This window comes from Carnobacterium sp. FSL E2-0243 (genome assembly GCF_038003605.1).
In the GTDB taxonomy this organism is placed as follows: Bacteria; Bacillota; Bacilli; order Lactobacillales; family Carnobacteriaceae; genus Carnobacterium; species Carnobacterium maltaromaticum.
In genome coordinates this window covers 2,062,947-2,083,475 of sequence record NZ_JBBOPM010000001.1, presented here as the reverse complement: position 1 = coordinate 2,083,475, position 20,529 = coordinate 2,062,947, and the positions used below count along the sequence as shown (strand labels likewise).

Here is a 20,529-nt window from a genome sequence, read left to right as displayed (position 1 = left end):
AGAAATAATATTTTAGAGGTGAAGAAATGAGCGACATCAAAATTATCCCGCTTGGCGGTGTACGTGAGAATGGAAAAAATATGTACATTGTCGAAGTGGAAGAAGAAATATTTGTCTTAGATTGTGGTCTCATGTATCCTGAAAATGAGTTGTTAGGAATAGACGTTGTCATTCCTGATTTTAGTTATTTAGAAGCTAATGCAGACCGTGTGACAGGAGTATTTTTAACTCACGGCCATGCAGATGCTATCGGAGCATTACCGTACTTTTTACAAAAATTCAATGTTCCAGTATTTGGAACAGAGTTAACCATTGCATTAGCAAAACTTTTTGTGAATAAGGACAATTTAGTCAAAGGCTTTAAAGATTATCATGTCATTGATGACAAGACGGAGATTGATTTCGGAAATGCAGTTGTGAGTTTCTTTAAAACAACGCATACTATTCCTGATTCAGTCGGAATTGCACTTAAAACTTCAGAAGGCACAATTGTTTATACAGGAGATTTTAAGTTTGATCAAAGCGCAACACCGATGTATCAGTCTAATTTTGGTAAAATCAGTGATATTGGCGAAGGGAATGTCTTAGCTTTATTAAGTGATTCAGCTGAAGCAGAAGGATCTGTTGAGAATGCGAGCGATTTAAAAATTGCTGGTGAAGTCTTAGATACATTTAGAAATACAGACGGTCGGATTATTGTGGCATGTATCGCTAGTAATATTATGCGTGTACAGCAAGTATTGGATGCTGCTCACAAATCAAACCGCAAAATTTTTATTACAGGTAGAGATTTAGAAGAAATTGTCAAAACAGCTATGACATTAAATAAAATCCAATTACCAAGTGAAGAGTTAATTGTTTCTGTTAAAGAGATTGATAAATACCCAGATGATGAAATTGTGGTATTAGAAACAGGTAATCTAGGTGAACCAATTCAAAGCTTACAAAAAATGGCTATTGGCAAACATCGTCAAGTCAACATTAAAGAAGGGGATTTAGTTTATATTACAACGACAACCTCTACAGCAATGGAGACGACTGTGGCTAAAACAGAAGATATGATTTACCGAGCTGGTGGAACAGTTAAACAAATTTCAACCAATTTGAAAGCTTCTGGTCATGGAACAGCAAAAGATTTACAACTAATGATTAATTTATTAAAACCAACTTACTTTATTCCGGTTCAAGGAGAATATCGTCGTTTGGCAGCCCATGCTGATTTGGCACATGAAGTGGGTATTCCTCGTAAAAACATTTTTATCCCTGGCAAAGGGGACGTAATGGAGTATACAAAAGGTAGAATGCGCATGGCTGGTCAAGTTGAAGCTGGTAACACGATGATTGATGGAATTGGTGTGGGGGATATTGGAAATATTGTTTTACGTGATCGTAAGCTCTTGTCTGAGGATGGAATCTTCGTAGCAGTGGTTACAATCAGCCGTAAGCAAGGTAAAATCATTTCTGGTCCAGATATTACTACAAGAGGTTTTGTCTACGTTAGAGCCAACGAGGACTTGATTAAAGAAAGCAATGAAATTGTTAAAAAAGTCGTTGAAGATAACTTGAGTCGTAAAGAATTTGAATGGAGTCGCTTGAAACAAGAAATTCGTGAGTCTTTAAGCAAATATCTCTTTGAAAAAACTCGTCGACGTCCAGTGATTTTACCAATCATTATGGAAAGTAGCTATCGCAATACAAAACGAAATAAAGAAAGCTAATAAAAAAAAGTAGTAAGATTTCTTCTCGATGAGGAGGAATCTTACTACTTTTTACTTATTTCAAATCTTCAATTGAGTTGATGTTTTCCATATATGTTGGTACAACAAGCCCAAGCTTAGCGCCTTCAAGATTAATACCTAAATCTTCAATATCATCTTTATAGTCTTCATAAAAAATTCCAGCTGTGTTTGGTAACCAAGCAGCAACCATAGCATCAGCCGCATTTGTGGCAACAGATGCCCACATTGGTTGAATTTCCATTGCTTGAACAGTTGTGTCATACCCAACTTCATTTAAAGCCAAAGCAACCACATTAGTTGAAGCAATTTCTGAATCCCACGCAACATACGTCAATTTAATTGGATTTCCATCGACTTTTTTAAGATCTTTTGTCCATTCTTCCAATTTTTCTGGATTGGCTTTTAACCAATCAGCAGCAGCTTTTTCAGGATCAACGCCTTCATTGACTTGTAGCATGACATCAGCCATTTCTTCAGGAGTCCAATAAAAACGATCAAGGACTTCATAAGCCGTTGGTTCATCTTTTTTCAAATCCTTACGAACAATTGTATGAATATTCTCAGCCTTACCGAAAGAACCTTTTGGATCTTCTAAGAATTTTAAATCAAATTTTGTAAACATCCAATGAGGCGTCCAACCTGTTACAACGATTGGACGTTTATCTTTAATTGCTTTTGCTAAAGTACTAGTCATTGCTGCAGTTGAACTAGGTTGAAGTTGCCAATTATTTTTATCTAGTTGATAGTCACTAATAGCTTTTTCAGTACTAGACATAATCCCAGCACCTGCATCAATCCCAGTAATTGTATAATTTATTTGTTCTCCTACTGGCTTTTTAGCATCATACGGAGATAAAACAGACGCACAACTTGCTAAAAAGAAAGGGAAGATCATTAGTAGGAGCAATGTTTTAATTTTTTTCATTCTGATTCTCCTTAGTATAGATTGTCTCTATTTACTACGTTTATCTTTTGTAAATGCTTGAGTAATACGGTCTAAAATAATGGCTAAAATAACAATTGCTAAACCAGCAGCAAATCCGTTACCAGCATCATTTCGTCCAACAGCAAAGTAAACTTTTGTTCCTAAGCCCATGGTTCCAATCATTGAAGCAATAACAACCATAGATAATGAAAGCATCATACTTTGGTTAATTCCTGCCATAATGGTGGATTTAGCTAATGGCAACTCAACTTTGAACAATTTTTGCCAAGCTGTTGATCCAAAAGAATCAGCGGCTTCGTCTAGTTCAGTTGGTACTTCACGAATACCTAAATTGGTCATTCGAACAGTTGGAGGCATTGAGAAGATAACAGATGCAACAACCCCAGGAACCATACCGATTCCGAAAAATGCTACAGCAGGGATTAAATACACAAATGCTGGCATTGTTTGCATGAAATCTAAAATAGGACGAATAATTTTTTCAGCCCAACGGCTTTTAGACATCCAAATGCCTAGTGGAACTCCAATAATTAAAGCGATAAAGCTACTAGTTAAGACTAATGTTAATGTTTGAGTCATATCACGCCAAAAACCTAAGTTCCAAATAAACAATAAACCTAGCAAGCTAAAACTAACAAGACCCCATTTTTTTCCATTTCGATTGACATAGTAAACACCTAAAACAACGACTACTATGAAAAGCCAAATTGGTAAGATATCAAAGATCCATTGGAAAGCTCCAGCAATACTGGCGATAATAATAGAAATAAAATTGAAGAAACCTTCAAATTGAGTTAAACTTTCAACCAATTGATCAATCCAATTGGCAATTGGTAATGTTGGGATATTATCCATGTTGCTCCACCTCGTTTCCTGCTAATGCAGCTAATACAGAACCACGAATAATAATTCCTCGTAGCTTTTTATTTTCAACTACAGCAATTGGAACGTTCATAGTTGAAACTGTGTCAAGTAAGTCACTAATGGCCACATCTGGCTCAGTTGTAGCGACATCGTTATGAATAATACCTTCTAAAGAATTTTTCTGTTCTTGAATCGCAGCTAAAACTTCATTAGCATGGACTATTCCGATTAATTCTCCATGACGGTTTACCACAAACAGACTAGAAAGATTTTCATCACGCATTCGTTTTAAGGCTACCCGAGGTCCGCTCTTTTCAAGAGAGACTGTTGTCGGTTCAATCATGACATTAGCCGCAGTTAAGACTTTAGAACGGTCAACGTCCTCAATGAATTTTTCAACATAGTCATTTTCAGGAGTCGTCAAAATTTCTTCTGGCGTTCCAGATTGAACAACTGCTCCGTCACGCATAATCATAATTCGATCACCGATGCGTAAAGCTTCGTTTAAATCATGTGTAATAAAAATGATGGTTTTTTGAACACTGCTTTGCAAATCTAACAACTGATTTTGCATATCTTTACGATTTAAGGGATCTAATGCTGAAAAAGCTTCATCCATTAAAAGAATATCAGGGTTATTAGCTAATGCCCGAGCTAGTCCAACACGTTGTTGCATCCCGCCAGATAATTGATCAGGATATTGGTCTCCGTATCCATTTAAGCCAACTAAATCCAAAGCTTCATTGGCTTTCAAGGCACGCTCTTCTTTTTCAACCCGTTGAATTTCAAGACCATATTCAGCATTTTGTAAAATAGTCCGATTAGGAAAGAGTCCAAAGTTTTGAAAAACCATACTCATACTTTTACGACGTGTTTCACGTAATGTTTTTTTATCCATCTTAACTAAGTCTTGATCATCTAAAAATATATCTCCAGAAGTTGGTTCAATTAAACGATTAAGCAATCGGATTAATGTAGATTTACCACTACCCGAAAGTCCCATAATAACAAAAATTTCTCCTTCTTCAACAGAAAAACTAACATTATCAACCCCAATGGTTGCTCCAGTTTCTTTTAGAATTTCTTTTTTCGACTTATTGTCTTTTAGCATTGCTAAAGCTTTGGCACTTTTTTTACCAAAGACTTTTGTTAAATTTTCGACTCTAATCTTCGACAAATTAAAATCCTCCTTTGTTATTTTTGTTGACTACGAGCTTGATTTAGCTCAAAGCAAACATTGTTTTTACTCCCTAGTCGATACGAACAAAATAAAATGATTTTTCAATCAGCCATAAACAAATTTTGAGTATGGAAATTTAAAATGATTATTCTTATTTTATTATTTCGCTAGAAAATAAAGTGTGATTTTACATAAAAAAATACCCGTTCCAAAAGGCATGGTTACTATTCTAACATTAATTTAGGTAAAATGAAAATAAATTTGCTTTCAAAAAAAATGAATAACAGCGCTATTCATTGCTATGATAGGCTCAATAAGAGATTTAAAAAAATTTAATAAAAACTAAGATATCGCTTACTTTTTGACAATTTAAATGCAAAGAGTATCTGTTAAAAAATCAATCTGATTGAAAAGTAACGAGAGGATTGATACACTATAAAGGCAGAAAAAGAAAGGGTGCTAAAAGAAAAATGAAGCTAGATAAAAGCCTAATAGTAGATAAAACAAAACAATTTGTTTACGAGGAATTGATAAATGAACCAAGCGGTCATGACTGGTGGCATATTCAACGCGTTGTGAACACAACAAATACAATCGCAAAAGAGGAACAAAAAATGCAATCCGTTGATTTGTTTATTTGCGAAATGGCTGCGTTATTGCATGATATTGCAGATGAAAAGTTAAATGAGAATGCTGCAGCAGGTGAGAAACGAGTACAAGAATGGCTGGAAAAAAATAATGTTTCCCCACTAGATCAAGCAGCTATTTTAACCATTATTCTGAATATGTCTTATAAAGGTGGAACAAATAAAGTTGAGTTAAAGACAATCGAGGGAAAGATTGTTCAAGATGCAGACCGACTGGATGCTTTGGGAGCAATTGGAATTGCTCGCACTTTAGCCTATTCAGGTCATCATGGTCGACCGATTCATGATCCAAGACGAGTGGCAAGAGAAGATATGACACTAGAGGAGTATCGTTCTGGAGAGGATACTGCCATTATGCATTTTTATGAAAAGTTACTAAAGCTAAAAGAATTGATGAAAACTGAAACAGGGGAAAAATTAGCTATAGAGCGCCACAATTATATGCTTCATTTTTTAGACCAGTTTTATGGGGAATGGGATGGAGAACGTTAGAAGTAGCATGCTTACCATTAAAGTTTTTAATAGGCTGCCTACTACTCAAAAATAAAGTTTCGTCTTTTTTAAATAGTAAAGCAGTTTTTTGTTCATCTTTCTTATTACAAAAGCTACTATAATAAGATTATTTAAATAAAGTGAAATTTGAGGGGGATAATGATGGTAAGTATCAGATATGTTCAAGATAAAGACAAATCTTTTTGGTTTACATTAGACAAGCATATATCGGAAGTAGAATTCGAGAAGAAAGTTAGAGATAAAAGGGGATACATTCTAGTAGAAAATAAGATTCCAATTGGACTACTAAGATATAATCTTTTTTGGGATAATACACCTTTTTGTACAATGCTTTTTATCGATTGGGAATACCAATATAAAGGCTATGGAAGAACCCTCATGGAATTTTGGGAAAAAGATATGGAATCATTAGGTTATGGAATGGTTCTGACATCTACTCAAGCAGATGAAACTGCGCACTGTTTTTATAGAAAAATAGGATACCATGAAGCTGGTAAATTGTGTATTGATATTCCTGACTATGAACAACCTATTGAACTATTTTTTATTAAAATGATAGGATAAATTTAATATCTCTTCAGATAAAAGCATCTTTTAAAAGTATCTTTCCAAGCAATCTTCAAAAGTTTCAAATTATTTTGAAAAGGGCTTTGGAAGGATTTTTTTGACTGGATGAGTTGGGAAAATTTATCGAAACTCAAAATGGTAGTAGCTGATATTTATCTAAGAATAATAAATTGAGTAACTTGACGCAAACTTAGCTTTGCTCTTGACCTTCATCTACATAGCAAAATTAAGAAAGCTTTAAGAAAGTTCACTAGTAAATACTAAAAAAAATAAGTTATGATAGAACCAGAATAAAGGAAGATAGTGGAGGAAATCAGATGAAAGAGTATACGGTTTTGGTTGTGGATGATGATAAAGAAATTAGAAAAGCGATTGCTATTTATCTGCAAAATGAAGAAATAACTGTGATTGAAGCGGAAGATGGTTTAGTCGCTTTAAAAAAATTAGAAGAAAACGATGTTCATTTAATCCTATTAGATGTCATGATGCCTAATTTAGATGGTATTATGACAGCCTACCGAATTCGCGAAAAAAAATTAAATGTGCCGATTGTGATGCTTAGCGCTAAAAGCGAAGACATTGATAAAATTCATGGGTTGCAAATTGGGGCAGATGATTATATTACCAAACCTTTTAATCCACTTGAATTGATGGCACGAGTAAAATCTCATTTGCGTAGATATATGACATTAGGTGTTTATGAAATAAATGATGATTTAATTGAGGTACGTGGTTTAAGCTTGGATCAAAATGCCAAAAAAATTACAGTTGATGGCCGTGAAATTAAAATGACGCCCACAGAATTTAAGATTACGGCTCTCTTAATGGGGCATGCGGGAAAAGTTTTTTCTATTGATGAGATTTATGAATCTGTTTGGCAGGAACCTAGCTTTAATGCGGATAATACCGTTTCTGTTCATATTCGAAAAATTAGAGAGAAAATTGAAGTCAATCCTAAAAATCCTAAGTATTTAAAAGTGGTTTGGGGAGTGGGGTATAAAATTGAAAAATAAATTTCGTACAATTATTTTCTGGTTATTGCTAACGTTTAGTGTATGTTATGCTGTTGTTCCTTTGCTTAAGTGGAACGCTGAACCAACTTCAAATAGTCCAATTGGCTCTTTTAGTCAAAACCCTGATGAGCTCTATGGCAATGATCAGCCGACAACGATTAACATGATCTACAGTGATCACTTTTATAAAAAATTACTAAAAGATCCTGAAAAAAATCTTGTCGTCTCAAATGATCAAATGGATGCTTATCGGTTTTTTTACGGGGATTTAGGTACACAGCTGGCTGATATTGACCAACAATATCAAGACCTACTCGTGAACGCTGTTAACGAGAGAAATCAAACTGAAATTGAGCGCCTCAATAATGAAAAAAATGTAAAGCAAGCTGCTATTATGAAAAATTTTATGGATGATGATGCACTTAGAGAAAAAATCAAAAAAGAAAAATTAATTTATTTGCAGAAAAACAAAGCCGAGTTAATGGATCAATACAAAAATGAACTAAAGGATGTTGACGAAAGTTTTTATTATTATTTAGTTGATTCAAACGGAGAAGTTTATACAAACTTACCCGAAAAGCAAGTACCGAAAAGTATTGATGAAGCGCAGAAAGTCATTAAATCTAAAAAAACAGAAGAGCTTCAAAAGATTGATGAATGGGCTTATGTAACGAATAACATCTTTGGTAACGAACGAGATCTATTATTTCGTGGAGATGGCAATCAAGTTGAAATCAAAGGGGTAGCAGCAGTAAAAGCAAATTCTCCTGTATCTAATGATAAAAAAAGAATGGAGCAATTGAACAAACGTCGTTTTTGGAAAATTGGTTTTGGAATACTAGCAGGTTTAATTGCTGTAGTAATGGGCATTAGTAATTTAAAAAAAGCTGTATTGTTTCCAAATCTACTCAAAAAATACACTAAAGTTTCATTAGATATCCGCATTTTAGCTTTAGTAATATTTAGTTTTATACTTTATATGACAGCTATTGAAGTATACTGGGGAACAAAAATATTTTTCGTAGTCAGTTTTATAGTTGTAGCTTGTTTAACAACGCAAGTCCGCTATTTAGTTGAGAGTATTCGGAAAAAAGAATTGAAAAAGCAATGGAAGAACAGTTTTTCAGTAAAAATCGGTCAATTTTTTGTAGCTGTATTTTGTAAGCTTTCAAGTCCAAGTCAAATAATCGGCTTGATTTTCGTTTATTTAGCAACAGGTTTTGGTATTCCGGTAGCTTTACTGGCTACATTACGCTATGGATACTTTTCTATACTCTTATATGGCGTATTATTCTGTTTAATATCCTTGCCAATTACAATTGGAGTGATAAAAAGCTATTTAAAAATGAAAAGGTTAAGTCGGCAACCTCGGGCTATTTTAAATCAGCTTGATGCGGAGGAATATCCACTGGAAAATCAACATTTACCAGAACTTGAAGCAGATTTAAAGAAAATAAAAACCATTGTCTTAAGCTCTGCACAGAGACAAGTCCAAAGTGAAAAATTGAAAACAGAATTAATTTCTAATGTCAGTCATGATTTACGAACACCTTTAACTTCAATCATTAGTTATGCTGATTTACTTCGCCAAGGGACGAATACAGAAGTTGAAAAAGAACATTACATTGAAATTATTAATCAAAAAGCTGGACGAATGAAGCACTTGATTGACGATTTATTTGAAGTTTCTAAAATGTCAACTGGTGAAGTGATACTGGAAAAAAGTGAAGTTAATTTAGGCCAGCTTTTACAACAATCAATTGCCGAATATACTGAAGAATTTGACAAGGCTGATTTACAACTAAGGGTCTCTAAGGGATTAGAGCCAGTTTTAATTAGTCTTGACGGAGAACGAATTTGGCGCGTATTAGACAATATTATGGGAAATATTGTGAAATATGCACTTCCTGGCACAAGAGTCTATATGAAGTTAACCGATGGTCCGGATTTTGTTCGTTTAGTCTTTAAAAATATTTCTAAGTATGAGTTAAATGAGGAAGCGACTGAACTTGTGGAACGCTTTAAACGTGGAGATGATTCTAGAAATACCGAAGGATCAGGATTAGGTCTAGCTATTGCCCATTCAATTATTGACTTGCATAAAGGGAAGTTTGAGATTATCGTAGATGGAGATATGTTTAAATTGGTGATTGATTTGCCTAAAGAAAAATTAAATGAAGAAATTAACTAAATGTTAGAAGAAAATCAAGTTGGGCAAAATGTCTAACTTGATTTTTAGTTTAATTAAAGATAGCTTTTGCTTCTACTAGAGAAAATAAACATGTTATAATAAAATTATCACGAAAAAGAAAGTTGGTGCACAGATGAGTCACATGGTAGATATTTATTTACGAGAAGCTGTTGTTGCTGATGGTCCAATACTTGAAAGTTACCAACTGGAGGATAGTCAATATACGACTATGCCGATGGAGGCGATGACTGAAAGCCTGCATATTATTGAAAAATACCCTATTTTAATTTTAGTTGAGAATGATTTGGCTGGTTTTTTTATTTTGGAAATTGGAATGGATGTTCAAATTTACACAGATGAACCAAATACAGTTCTTTTAAGAGCGTATTCAATCGATGACCGTTTTCAAGGGAAAGGGTATGGAAAGCTTTCTTTAGAACGGCTTCATGGATTTGTTGAAACAAAATTTCCAAGTATAAAAAAAGTTGTTTTAGCAGTGAATCATGGAAATATCAGTGCCCAAATGCTTTATTTGAAAGCTGGATTTTATGATACGAAAAGAAGAATTCACGGAATCAAAGGCGTTCAATTTGTTTTTGAAATGGATATTAATGAAACTAGTAAGGAGTAGTTAGGGTGAAGTTTGTTTTTGATTTAGATGGAACCATTTGTTTCAACGGAGGACCTGTTTCACCGAGAATGATGAATTATTTAAAAGAGCTTTCTGTTGATCATGAAATTATTTTTGCCTCAGCACGCCCCATTCGTGATTTATTGCCTGTTATAGATCCTTATTTTTATGGACACACATTAATTGGTGGAAATGGTGCACTTATTTCCCAACAAACGAAAATTAGCAAAATAGCTAGCTTCAGTCAATCAGATACGCAAACGTTATTGTACTTAATTGAAAAATACCAAGCAACTTATTTAATTGATAGTGAGTGGAATTATGCATATACTGGAACGGATACTCACCCGATTAAATTAGGTCTTGATCCTTTAAAACAAGCACAATTGGTTTATGTCAATGAATTAACTTCCATTGTAAAGGTGCTGATTTTAACAGCTACAGATTTAGCTGCTTTTGAAAAAGAATTACTTTTATTAAATGTTGTCTATCATTTCCATGGAGATGAAAATGTGATTGATATTAGTCCTCAGGCGATAAGCAAGTGGTCTGCATTAGAGAAAATAGGGATTAAAACGGGAGAATTTATTGCTTTTGGCAATGATCAAAATGATATTTCCATGTTTAAGGAAGCTAAAATAGGTATCCAAGTTGGAACGTATAAAAATTTAACTCCTTATGCAAGTGAAACGTTAAATGGTCAATCACAAAAGGATATAGAAGAAGCTATTATTGAAAAACTAGATGAACTAAAAGATTAGGCTGAAAAGTTGTTAAACCAAAAAGAATTGGTTTAGCAACTTTTTTATTAAGCTGGATCTTATGAACCAACTCTTCGGAAAAAAGATAACTGGTAAAAAAGACGAAAAGTGTTATTCCTCCAATTTCTTATTTTTCTGTCAGAGTTAATAGGTTCAACGAGCTTTTTTTGAGGAGTTAAGTTTTATTCATTGACAATTTATTTTGAACGTTGTACACTACTAGCATAGATCGATTACAAATGTAAACGGAAAAGGAGTGGACGAAAATGCACGAACATAATCATTCGATGATGTCTCACGATGAGATGGATCATATGTCACACGAATCAATGCCTGGTATGGGACATATGGCTCATATGGGTAATTTAAAAGTAAAATTTTTCTGGTCATTAGTTTTAGCAATTCCAATTATTATTTTATCTCCTATGATGGGCATGGAATTACCGTTTCAATTTACATTTCCAGGATCTGATTGGCTTGTTTTAATTCTAGCAACGATTCTATTTATTTATGGTGGAAAACCATTTTTAAGTGGTGCTAAAATGGAGCTGAAAGATAGAAGTCCAGCAATGATGACGTTAATTTCACTAGGTATTTCAGTGGCTTATTTTTATAGTTTATATGCCTTTATTATGAATCATTTTATTAATTCCAATGCTCATATAATGGATTTCTTTTGGGAATTAGCTACGTTAATTGTAATTATGCTATTAGGCCATTGGATTGAAATGCGCGCTGTGAGCAATGCTGGAGATGCTTTGAAAAAAATGGCTGAACTTTTGCCAACTCAAGCTAATCGCTTGGAAAAAGATGGTTCAAGTAAAAAGATTTTATTAAAAGAGGTTCAGGTAGGAGATTTACTTTTAATTAAAGCGGGTGAAAAAATTCCAGCCGATGGTAAAATTGTTGAAGGTCAATCTTCGATCAATGAATCTATGGTAACTGGTGAGGCAAAAGAGGTTAAAAAAAATCGTGGTGATAAGGTCATCGGAGGAGCTGTAAACGGCAGCGGTACTTTGACTATTGAGGTGTCTGGAACAGGAGATACGGGTTATTTAGCTCAAGTAATGAATTTAGTTGGAGATGCTCAAAAAGAAAAATCAAAAGTAGAATCTTTATCAGATAAAGTGGCAAAATGGCTATTTTATGTAGCGCTTTTTGTTGGGATCTTTACCTTCATTATCTGGTTTTTCTTAACTAAAGAATTGACTACGCCTTTAGAACGAATGGTGACTGTCCTAGTGATTGCGTGTCCCCATGCATTGGGTTTGGCTATTCCGTTAGTAACGGCACGTTCGACTTCATTAGGTGCTAAAAATGGATTGTTGATTCGGAATCGCAATGCTTTAGAAGCAGCCAAAAAAATTGATAGTATCTTAATGGATAAAACAGGTACCTTAACTGAAGGGGCTTTTAAAGTTCATACAGTTGAAAGTTTAACTAAAGAGTATTCAGAGGAACAAATTTTAGCTTACTTTGCAGCTCTAGAACGGACATCTACTCATCCTTTGGCTGTAGGGATTTTAACGAAGGCAGAAGCAGAAAAAGTGACTATTCCAGTCGCTACTGAAACGAAAAACATGCCAGGAATTGGCTTGTCAGGTAAAATTAATCAAGAAGAGATTTCTATTGTAACGGCGGCTTATTTAGAAAAGATGGGGATTGTTTATGACAAAAAGCATTTTGAAGAATTAGCTAGTTTAGGCAATTCAATTAGCTATCTAGTTCGCAAAGGTGAGGCTGTTGGCTTAATCGCTCAAGGCGATAAAATTAAATCTGGAGCTAAAGCTATGATAGCTGCTCTGATTGCTGAAGGGATTGAACCAGTGATGGTAACTGGAGATAACGCAGCATCAGCTGAAATGGTAGCCAATCAGCTAGGAATCAATCAGGTTTATGCAGGTTTAATGCCAGAAGATAAAGAAAAAATTGTGAAAGATTATCAAAAAAATAAAAAAGTTGTGATGATGGTTGGAGATGGTGTCAATGATGCACCAAGTTTAGCAAGGGCAGATGTAGGAGTTGCGATTGGTGCAGGAACAGATATTGCCATTGATTCTGCGGATGTTATTTTGGTTAAAAGTGATCCAAATGATATCTTACATTTTCTCTCATTAGCAAAAAATACAACGCGAAAAATGATTCAAAACTTATGGTGGGGAGCAGGCTATAATATTATTGCCATTCCATTAGCTGCTGGTATTTTAGCGCCGATTGGTTTTATCTTAAGTCCAGCAGTAGGTGCGATTTTGATGTCACTAAGTACGGTAATTGTGGCTTTAAATGCACTTACGTTAAGAATCAAATAAATTGTAAAAAGTAAGAATATGAGAAATCGTATTTCTTACTTTTTATTTTTTCTTAGTTGTTTTTGAAGTGAGTTTATTTTAAAATTGTTAAATGAATAAAATAAATGAGGTGATTATTTGGAAGAAATTCAGATAGAGAAATTTCAAAAAAAAGATATTTGTGAGATTATTGAGCTATTTTACCGAACGATTGAATCTGTTAATAATCAAGATTACACGAAAGACCAGATTCTTGCTTGGCAAGGAAAAGAGCATGAAGCAAAACGTAAAAGAGAATGGTCGGATAAACTTCGGAGTAGTCAGACCTATCTTGCTCGAAATTCTAAAAATCAGTTAGTTGGCTTTTTAGAATTTACCCAATTGAATGAGTTGAATTTATTTTTTGTTCATCATGATTATCAGAGAAAGGGAATTGGAAAACAACTATTTCTTTATTTAATGAAGGAACTTAAAAAGAAATCAAGCGAAAAAATAACGGCAAATGTCAGTATAACAGCACGCCCATTTTTTGAATCCCTAGGTTTTATCTCAATAAAAGAACAAGTTGTGCAACTTAATGGACAAGAATTTATTAATTATAAAATGGAGAAAAGCTTAAACAATCATTAAATAAGTGGATTTTTAAAATAATTAATGTTAAACTAAAGATATTGCTTATAGAAACTGTAAGAATTATCTTTAGTTTAGGGGTTTATGTAAGCGGTTGTTTGAATGGGGAGGAGAGAAAATATGAAACATGTCAATGAATGCAAGAAGTGTGAATCGGCAGATATTTTAAAAATTGAGGGGAAGCAAATGATTGGAGAAACAATTAATCAATTGCGAACGACCATTTTAGAAAGTATTCCTGTGACTCGTTTTTTATGTTCAGATTGTGGCTACACAGAAGAATGGGTTGAAAATCATTTAGATTTAAAACGAATGAAGCGTAAAGTTAGCCAAGTTAATGAAAGTACACATTCAATCAAGATGCTTTTAAAAAATTTAGAGTTTGAAGGCTAAAATGAATGAAATAGACAATTTCTTTTTTTGAAGGATCGATTCTTTAAAAAAAGAAGTTGTCTATTTATGTGGAATACAGAATAAATAAAGAAATGTATCTCCGACTAGTGTATACTATAATTTGAATTAGAAAATAGAGTAGAAAGTCAGTAGGTGTTGAAATGATTGATTTTTCTTATGCAAAAATGAAGCAGATTTTGGTTCATTATGTAGGAAATAAAGCGCAAGAACAGGGCTATGAGATTTCTGAAAATAGTATTGAAGAGTTAGACGAAGAGATGAGCGAAGTGTTACATGAGATTTTTCTTTCTTCCTTTAAAGAAGCAAAATTCCATCATTTTACCCATCCAACTAGTTTGGAATATAATGAATCCTATAATTATATTAAAGATGTATTTGAAGAAGAAACGAGTTTTTTTGAAGGTTCTGTTAACTTAGTGAAGCAACTCTATGCTGCTTCAAGCCATCCAAATGTTAAAGCGGGTGATTTATGGTTAATTTATATGAGTGATTGTATTGTAGAAGGCGAATTAACTGATGCAATTGGAATTTTCAAAGTTGAAAATAAAGAAGTCTTTCTAAAAAATGAATACAATAATCAGGCTGTGTCGATTGGTTATGAAAAAGGTATTACTAAAAGCGATATTGATAAGGCGGCTATTGTGTTTAATTTTAGTGCTAAGGACGGGTATCGTGTCGTAGCATTGGATCGCTTAAATCGTAATGATAGTGTGTATTGGAAACAATTATTTTTGGCTATTGAAAAGATTCAAAATGATCAATTTTTAGCCGAAAGTTTTATTAATGTTTGTGCAGAGTTTGTAAAAAAAGATGATGATGGAATTGTTGGTAAATCAGCTTTTATTAAAGAGGCACAAGAATATTTAGAGGTTCAAGAAGAAATTAATCTAGAGGATTTTGCAGATGTTTTAGTAGCAGAAGCGAAACAAGATGAGTTTAAAACGGTTGTTGAAAATTATGAAAAAAGTCATGACGTTAGTTTTCCGGATAATTTTAAATTAAATCAAGAAAATAAAGATAAATTTAGTAAAAAAGTTAAAAATAAAATCAAAATTAATAATAACATCTCAGTAATGGTAAAAGATGTAAATAAATTAATGGAGAATGAAATTACTGAAGGCTTCGATGAAGTCGAACAAAAAAGGTACTTGAAAATTTATTTTTAGTTAAGAAAGAAGAAGGTGCAACGAAACTATGGGTTTCGTTGCACCTTTTTCTTTTGTATTAGCGGTTTTGTAATAAATAAATGCGTAAGCCCATTTGAATAGCTAATAATTCTTCAGCATCTGCAAAATTAATAGTGGTCAACTCTTTAATTTTTGTTAATCGATAGCTAATTGTTTTATAGTGGACAAATAGTTGCTCAGCAGTTTTCTTTAAATTTTGATTTTCATCTAAGAAAATTTTCAATGTGGGAATCCATTCAGGATACGTATCGATTAAAATACTTAGCTTAGCAGGAATAAAAGTTGTTAACTCTGTATTTTTTTCAAGTTCAGCAAAGACACGATAAATACCTAAGTCTTGATAAAAAAGAATAAAATCTGTTTTTAAGAAAACTTGTCCTTGGCGGATGATTTGCAGAGATTTTTTACTTTCGCTATCAAGTGTTTTTAATGTACATGGATCACTGATACCAATATTTAATAAAATTGATTCACCTTGCCAATTTTGATAGATTTTTTTCATGATTGAGCTGAAATCAATGCTTTTTTTCGGCTGAAAATAAGTATCTTCAATGATAAAAACAATTCGATTACTACGAATTCTGTAAGCAATATTTGGGTAGTGTTGTTTAATCCGATCAATCAATTGTTGCCCGCAATCTGCTAATTTTTTCCGTTTTTCAAAACTCGGTTGTGTCGTAAGTTTTTGATTGCTAAATTGCCAGACAATGACCCGATATGCTGTATTTGCTGACAGTCCAATTTGTTGCGCATAATCAACTTGCTGCTCTGGAGTCGCACATTTTCCGTAGAGTAAATCATCAAATAAGTCATTTCGATAGTTTTGTTTGACATTTCGAACTGCAAACTGTTTTAACATATCCATTTGTAGTGCAATTACTGCATTTTCAATCGCCATAAAATCAATTTCCCGTGTTGGATGATTGATTTCGTGAATAATCAATAATTTTTTGCCAACTTCATTTGTATAGATTGGAATCGCTAATTGCCAAAATGAAGCCTCAGCAAAATTAGGATGGGAAACAAGTTTCCGTTGATAAGTAAAATTAACCTCTGATTTTTCTTCAATTTCAGCTTCATCTTGGATGTCACACAGATTAAGTCGGCTATCAGTTGTAGCTAAAACATTGAAGTCTTCCGTACATAAAGAAATAGGGTTATGAATATAACTTTCCAAAGCAGAGAGTATATCGCCAATCGTAGCTTGATTGAGCGCTAAAATGGAAAAGTAACTATGCACATCTCGATAACGATTTAGTAAACGAGCTTTATGATTGGATAAAAGTTGCATGACCTCAACTAAAATAGTCGTATAACGAATCTTATTAGGGATTTCAATAATTGGTAAACTAAATTGTTGACTCCCTAATATAAAACCATTGGGAATTTGTTCCACAAACCGATCTATTTTAATAATAAGACCACTTATTTTTAAGTGAGCTAATTTTTCAATAAAAGCAAATTGTTGTTGTTCAGTATAGTTTTGAATGCTATAAAGGCTAGTTAGAATTAATTGACCAGAACTGCTCCAATTTTCAACATCGGGAGCTTCCATAACCATAATATCGGAAACTTCGTTGGTTAACCCATCTGTACCGCTAATGATTCGAGAGTCGCCAAGTGAATCTAAGTCTAGAATATCTGTTAATAAAATCGGCATAATAAAGCTCCCTTCTTATTGAATAGAATAATCAATCTAAGTAAGTTTGTCTAGTGAAAAGTTTTATCTTCTATAGATAAAAAGCTGTCAAGATATTATCTGAAAAGACTAATGTAAAAAACTACGTGAACGCTTACAATGAAACTATCAAATAACTTCTTTACTCTCGCTTAGAAAAGCTAAAAATCAAAAGCCGCTTTGCTTGCAATCTAGGCTTGAATTTATTTATAGTTGAGATAGATTAGTTGTATTGGGGGCAATTTAACTAGTTTAAAATAAAATATAAAGGAGAAAGAAAATGAAAAAGAATCAGAAAAAAGGATTACTACTAGCACTTATTTTAATGATTACGGCTTTACCGACTATTGCCTATGCAGCGGGAATTGAAGCAGTAAAAACACCAACTGGTTTTATGGCATTTGTTACCATCATTCCTTTGGTCTTAGTGTTAACGCTATTATTTTTAAAAGTAGATATGATTATTGCCGGTTTAGCCGGTGGTATTTTAGCAATGTTGATTGGTGGGATTGGACTGGCAGAAGCCAATACTCAATTTTTAGAAACCATTCCTACAATGTTAAGTATTACTGTTCCAATTATTAATTCTGCTATTGCTATGGCTGTATTTAAATCAGGTGGTTATACCGCGGCACTAACATTAGCTAAGCGGGGGACAAAAGGGAAAGTTGAGTATGTGTCAGCCTTTATCGTTATTTTACTTGCTGCTGCAACTTATATGTCAGGAATTGGTGGCGGAAGTGCCATGGTTATTGCACCTTTAGCTTTTGCAGCAGTTGGTGTTGTGCCAGAATTAATTGCTGCGATGTCCTTAGCTGCTGCAGTTTCATTTACAACTTCACCAGCATCTCTAGAGTCTAGTATCGTATCAAAATTAGGTGATGTGACAGTTAGTGAATATGTTGCAACAATGCGTCCTTATTGGTTAGTATTTGTGATTATTGCTATTTTATTAGCTTTCTTTGGAACAAAACTTCGCAAAGTTGGATTTAAAGAAGATGCAACGGATGAATACTCAAGCCTAAGTAACGGACAATTATTCAAAATTACATTACCCGCTATATTCTTGTTATTTGCAGTAATCTTTGGACCATTAGTTAATGATTTAGTCGGAGTTGCGATTTTTACACCGTTAGTTTATATGGTCGTTACAATTTTATTAATCTTTATTTGTACAAAATTCAATTTAAATGAATCAGTTGAAGCAATGGTAGATGGATCTACGTATATCTTAACTCGTTTATTCCAAGTCGGTATTTTCTTAGCCTTTATCAATATTATTGCTGAAACAGGCACATTTGCTGTCATTGCTGGGGTGGCAAATCATGCACCAGCCTTCTTAGTTGTACCAGTTGCGGTTTTAACAGGAATTTTAATTGGGATTCCAGCAGGAGCTTACGTGGGGTCAGTATTAACGTTGGTTTTACCTGTTGCTGTTTCATTAGGCTTTACGCCATTAGCACTAGGTTTTGTGACGATTGGTGTTGGTTTAGGTAGTCAAATGAGTTTTGTAAATATTACGATGCAAGCTTTATCTTCAGGTTTCCAAATTCCAATTCTTGATGTTGTAAAAGGGAATATTAAATGGATTAGTTTAGCATCAGTATTACTTTTAGTGATTTCATTAGTCTTTGCTTAAAGAAAATAAAACGATATGAAGGAGCATGAAAATGGATATTTTATTAAAACAAGTACGCTTAAATGATGATGAAGAATTAATGGATGTTGGAATTACAGATGGAAAAATAAGTGCAATTGAAAAAGAGATTAATGAACCAGCTACAAAAATTATTGAAGCAAATGGCAAGGTTTTAGTTCCTGGGTTTGTTGAGAGTCATATTCATTTAGATAAAGCCCTGATTGCAAGTCGTAAACCAAATAAATCGGGTACATTACAAGAAGCAATCAAGGTGACGGCTGAGTTAAAACCAACGTTCACAAAAGAAGATATTTATACTCGCGCTAAAAAAGCATTAGAAATGATTATTCCTCGCGGTGTAACAGCAATTCGGACACATGCAGAATTTGATCCAGCGCAAGGTTTTACGGGTTTTGAAACAATTATGCAATTGAAGGAAGAGTACAAAGATTTAGTCGATATTCAAGTTGTAGCATTTCCGCAAGAAGGTATCTTTAAAGCACCAGGTACCGAAAAAATGATGTACGAAGCGATGGAGATGGGTGCAGATGTAGTTGGGGGAATTCCGTACAATGATTCGCCAGCTAATGATCATATTGATTTGATTTTTGAGATTGCTAAAAAGTATAACAAACCGATTGATTTACATCAAGATTTTAGTGATGAGGCGACAGATATATCAATTGAATATCTTTGCCATAAAACCATTGAAGAAGGATATCAAGGTCGTGTATCAGTGGGCCATTTGACAGCGTTACATGCATTGCCAAAGGAACAGTTGGATCCAATTATTGCCTTAATTGCAGAAGCTGGGATTAGTGTTATGGCATTGCCTGCGACTGATTTACATTTGGGTGCACGTAATGATGCCTATAATGTTAGACGGGCTGTAACACCAATTAGAAAGCTCAGAGACGGTGGCGTTAACATGTGTATTGCGACTAACAACATTCGGAATGCATTTACTCCTTATGGGAATGGTGATATTTTACAAACAGCCATGTTAGCAATTCCTGTAGGTCATTTAGGTGGAGCAGACGATTTACCAACTGTTTTTCCAATGATTACAGAAAATCCAGCTAAAGCTATTGGTCTAACGAATTATGGGATTGGGGTTGGAAAACAAGCGGATCTGGTTTTACTAGACACCTTGTTGAAACATGATGCAATCATTGATATTCCAGAACGAGTATTTGTTATTAAAAATGGGAAAATAACAGTTGAAAGTCATAAAGAGACGATTATTTATCGTTAAAGAAGAGTAGTAACTTAAAAACAAAGCAATAGACTATAGTTTATTGCTTTATTTTTATCTTAAAGAAACCTTTTAAGCACTGTTTTGTGTATGTAAAAGGACACATTTTAAGTATTATAGTAGCTGTTAAAGCTAAATGTCACAAAAATGTGTACGAAATAAGTATAAAAAGTGAAGGAAGTCTTTTGGATATTGATATGTTTCTAGAGGTTCGTTATAGTAGATGTATAGACAAGAGCAATGCTATTTTGTTTTTGTAGAACGATGAAATGATTCACTTATCATATATATCATAGAATGACCACATAGTTGATTTACCCAATATACCATAGGAACACGACATAGCTAATTTATCTTATATATCATAGTGGAAGATACCTAACTTC

Annotated in this window: 17 protein-coding genes; 13 read left to right on the top strand and 4 right to left on the bottom strand. The window is 33.7% G+C overall.

Going from position 1 to position 20,529, the window contains the following annotated elements; all coding sequences use genetic code 11:
* Positions 1-26: 26 nt before the first annotated feature.
* The gene (locus tag MHI00_RS09780) at positions 27-1,718 is read left to right on the top strand and encodes a ribonuclease J (protein ID WP_187958110.1); all 1,692 of its coding nucleotides are present in this window, start codon (positions 27-29) and stop codon (positions 1,716-1,718) included.
* A 55-nt stretch (positions 1,719-1,773) separates the two neighbouring features.
* On the opposite strand, the gene MHI00_RS09775 is transcribed toward MHI00_RS09780, so the two are convergent.
* From MHI00_RS09775 to MHI00_RS09765, 3 genes are read right to left on the bottom strand one after another with little or no spacing between them, the layout of a single operon-like run.
* Positions 1,774-2,664 (bottom strand): glycine betaine ABC transporter substrate-binding protein, encoded by an 891-nt coding sequence (locus MHI00_RS09775; RefSeq protein ID WP_010049497.1) that lies wholly within the window; start codon positions 2,662-2,664, stop codon positions 1,774-1,776.
* A 27-nt stretch (positions 2,665-2,691) separates the two neighbouring features.
* Complete coding sequence (locus MHI00_RS09770) at positions 2,692-3,540, bottom strand: ABC transporter permease (protein WP_015076174.1); 849 nt, start codon at positions 3,538-3,540, stop codon at positions 2,692-2,694.
* Positions 3,533-4,726 (bottom strand): quaternary amine ABC transporter ATP-binding protein, encoded by a 1,194-nt coding sequence (locus MHI00_RS09765; protein WP_010049501.1) that lies wholly within the window; start codon positions 4,724-4,726, stop codon positions 3,533-3,535. The genes MHI00_RS09770 and MHI00_RS09765 overlap by 8 nt, the downstream gene beginning before the upstream one ends.
* A gap of 473 nt (positions 4,727-5,199) precedes the next feature.
* Here MHI00_RS09765 and MHI00_RS09760 point away from each other — a divergent pair, with 473 nt between their 5' ends.
* The 10 genes from MHI00_RS09760 to MHI00_RS09715 all read left to right on the top strand — a co-directional run bounded on the left by MHI00_RS09760 (position 5,200) and on the right by MHI00_RS09715 (position 15,550).
* Complete coding sequence (locus MHI00_RS09760; protein WP_341113182.1) at positions 5,200-5,868, top strand: HD domain-containing protein; 669 nt, start codon at positions 5,200-5,202, stop codon at positions 5,866-5,868.
* Positions 5,869-6,027: 159 nt separating this feature from the next.
* A complete protein-coding gene (locus MHI00_RS09755) occupies positions 6,028-6,453 on the top strand; it encodes a GNAT family N-acetyltransferase (RefSeq protein ID WP_341113180.1) in 426 nt (141 codons plus the stop codon).
* A 320-nt stretch (positions 6,454-6,773) separates the two neighbouring features.
* Positions 6,774-7,469, top strand: a complete 696-nt coding sequence (locus MHI00_RS09750; protein WP_010049508.1) for a response regulator transcription factor — start codon at positions 6,774-6,776, stop codon at positions 7,467-7,469.
* Positions 7,459-9,660 (top strand): sensor histidine kinase, encoded by a 2,202-nt coding sequence (locus MHI00_RS09745; RefSeq protein WP_341113176.1) that lies wholly within the window; start codon positions 7,459-7,461, stop codon positions 9,658-9,660. The genes MHI00_RS09750 and MHI00_RS09745 overlap by 11 nt, the downstream gene beginning before the upstream one ends.
* 133 nt (positions 9,661-9,793) lie before the next feature.
* Positions 9,794-10,291 carry a GNAT family N-acetyltransferase gene (locus MHI00_RS09740; RefSeq protein ID WP_010049509.1) on the top strand — a complete coding sequence of 166 codons (498 nt, stop codon included), beginning with the start codon at positions 9,794-9,796 and terminating at the stop codon, positions 10,289-10,291.
* A gap of 5 nt (positions 10,292-10,296) precedes the next feature.
* Entirely contained in the window at positions 10,297-11,052 is a 756-nt protein-coding gene (locus MHI00_RS09735; RefSeq protein WP_010049510.1) for an HAD-IIB family hydrolase, read from the top strand.
* A gap of 266 nt (positions 11,053-11,318) precedes the next feature.
* Positions 11,319-13,361, top strand: a complete 2,043-nt coding sequence (locus MHI00_RS09730; RefSeq protein WP_010049511.1) for a heavy metal translocating P-type ATPase — start codon at positions 11,319-11,321, stop codon at positions 13,359-13,361.
* Positions 13,362-13,478: 117 nt separating this feature from the next.
* The gene (locus MHI00_RS09725) at positions 13,479-13,970 is read left to right on the top strand and encodes a GNAT family N-acetyltransferase (protein ID WP_341113169.1); all 492 of its coding nucleotides are present in this window, start codon (positions 13,479-13,481) and stop codon (positions 13,968-13,970) included.
* Positions 13,971-14,090: 120 nt separating this feature from the next.
* A complete protein-coding gene (locus MHI00_RS09720) occupies positions 14,091-14,363 on the top strand; it encodes a hypothetical protein (protein WP_010049519.1) in 273 nt (90 codons plus the stop codon).
* Between the two features lie 161 nt (positions 14,364-14,524).
* The gene (locus MHI00_RS09715) at positions 14,525-15,550 is read left to right on the top strand and encodes a nucleoid-associated protein (protein ID WP_010049521.1); all 1,026 of its coding nucleotides are present in this window, start codon (positions 14,525-14,527) and stop codon (positions 15,548-15,550) included.
* 58 nt (positions 15,551-15,608) lie between these two features.
* On the opposite strand, the gene MHI00_RS09710 is transcribed toward MHI00_RS09715, so the two are convergent.
* On the bottom strand, positions 15,609-17,231 hold the full coding sequence (locus tag MHI00_RS09710) for a PucR family transcriptional regulator (RefSeq protein WP_332629409.1): 1,623 nt from the start codon (positions 17,229-17,231) through the stop codon (positions 15,609-15,611).
* 343 nt (positions 17,232-17,574) lie between these two features.
* Here MHI00_RS09710 and MHI00_RS09705 point away from each other — a divergent pair, with 343 nt between their 5' ends.
* Together MHI00_RS09705 and MHI00_RS09700 are read left to right on the top strand one after the other, a co-directional pair.
* Positions 17,575-18,888, top strand: coding sequence for a citrate transporter (locus tag MHI00_RS09705; protein WP_390882023.1), 1,314 nt, complete (start codon positions 17,575-17,577; stop codon positions 18,886-18,888).
* Between the two features lie 31 nt (positions 18,889-18,919).
* Positions 18,920-20,143, top strand: coding sequence for an amidohydrolase family protein (locus MHI00_RS09700; protein WP_341113162.1), 1,224 nt, complete (start codon positions 18,920-18,922; stop codon positions 20,141-20,143).
* The last annotated feature ends 386 nt before the right edge of the window (positions 20,144-20,529 follow it).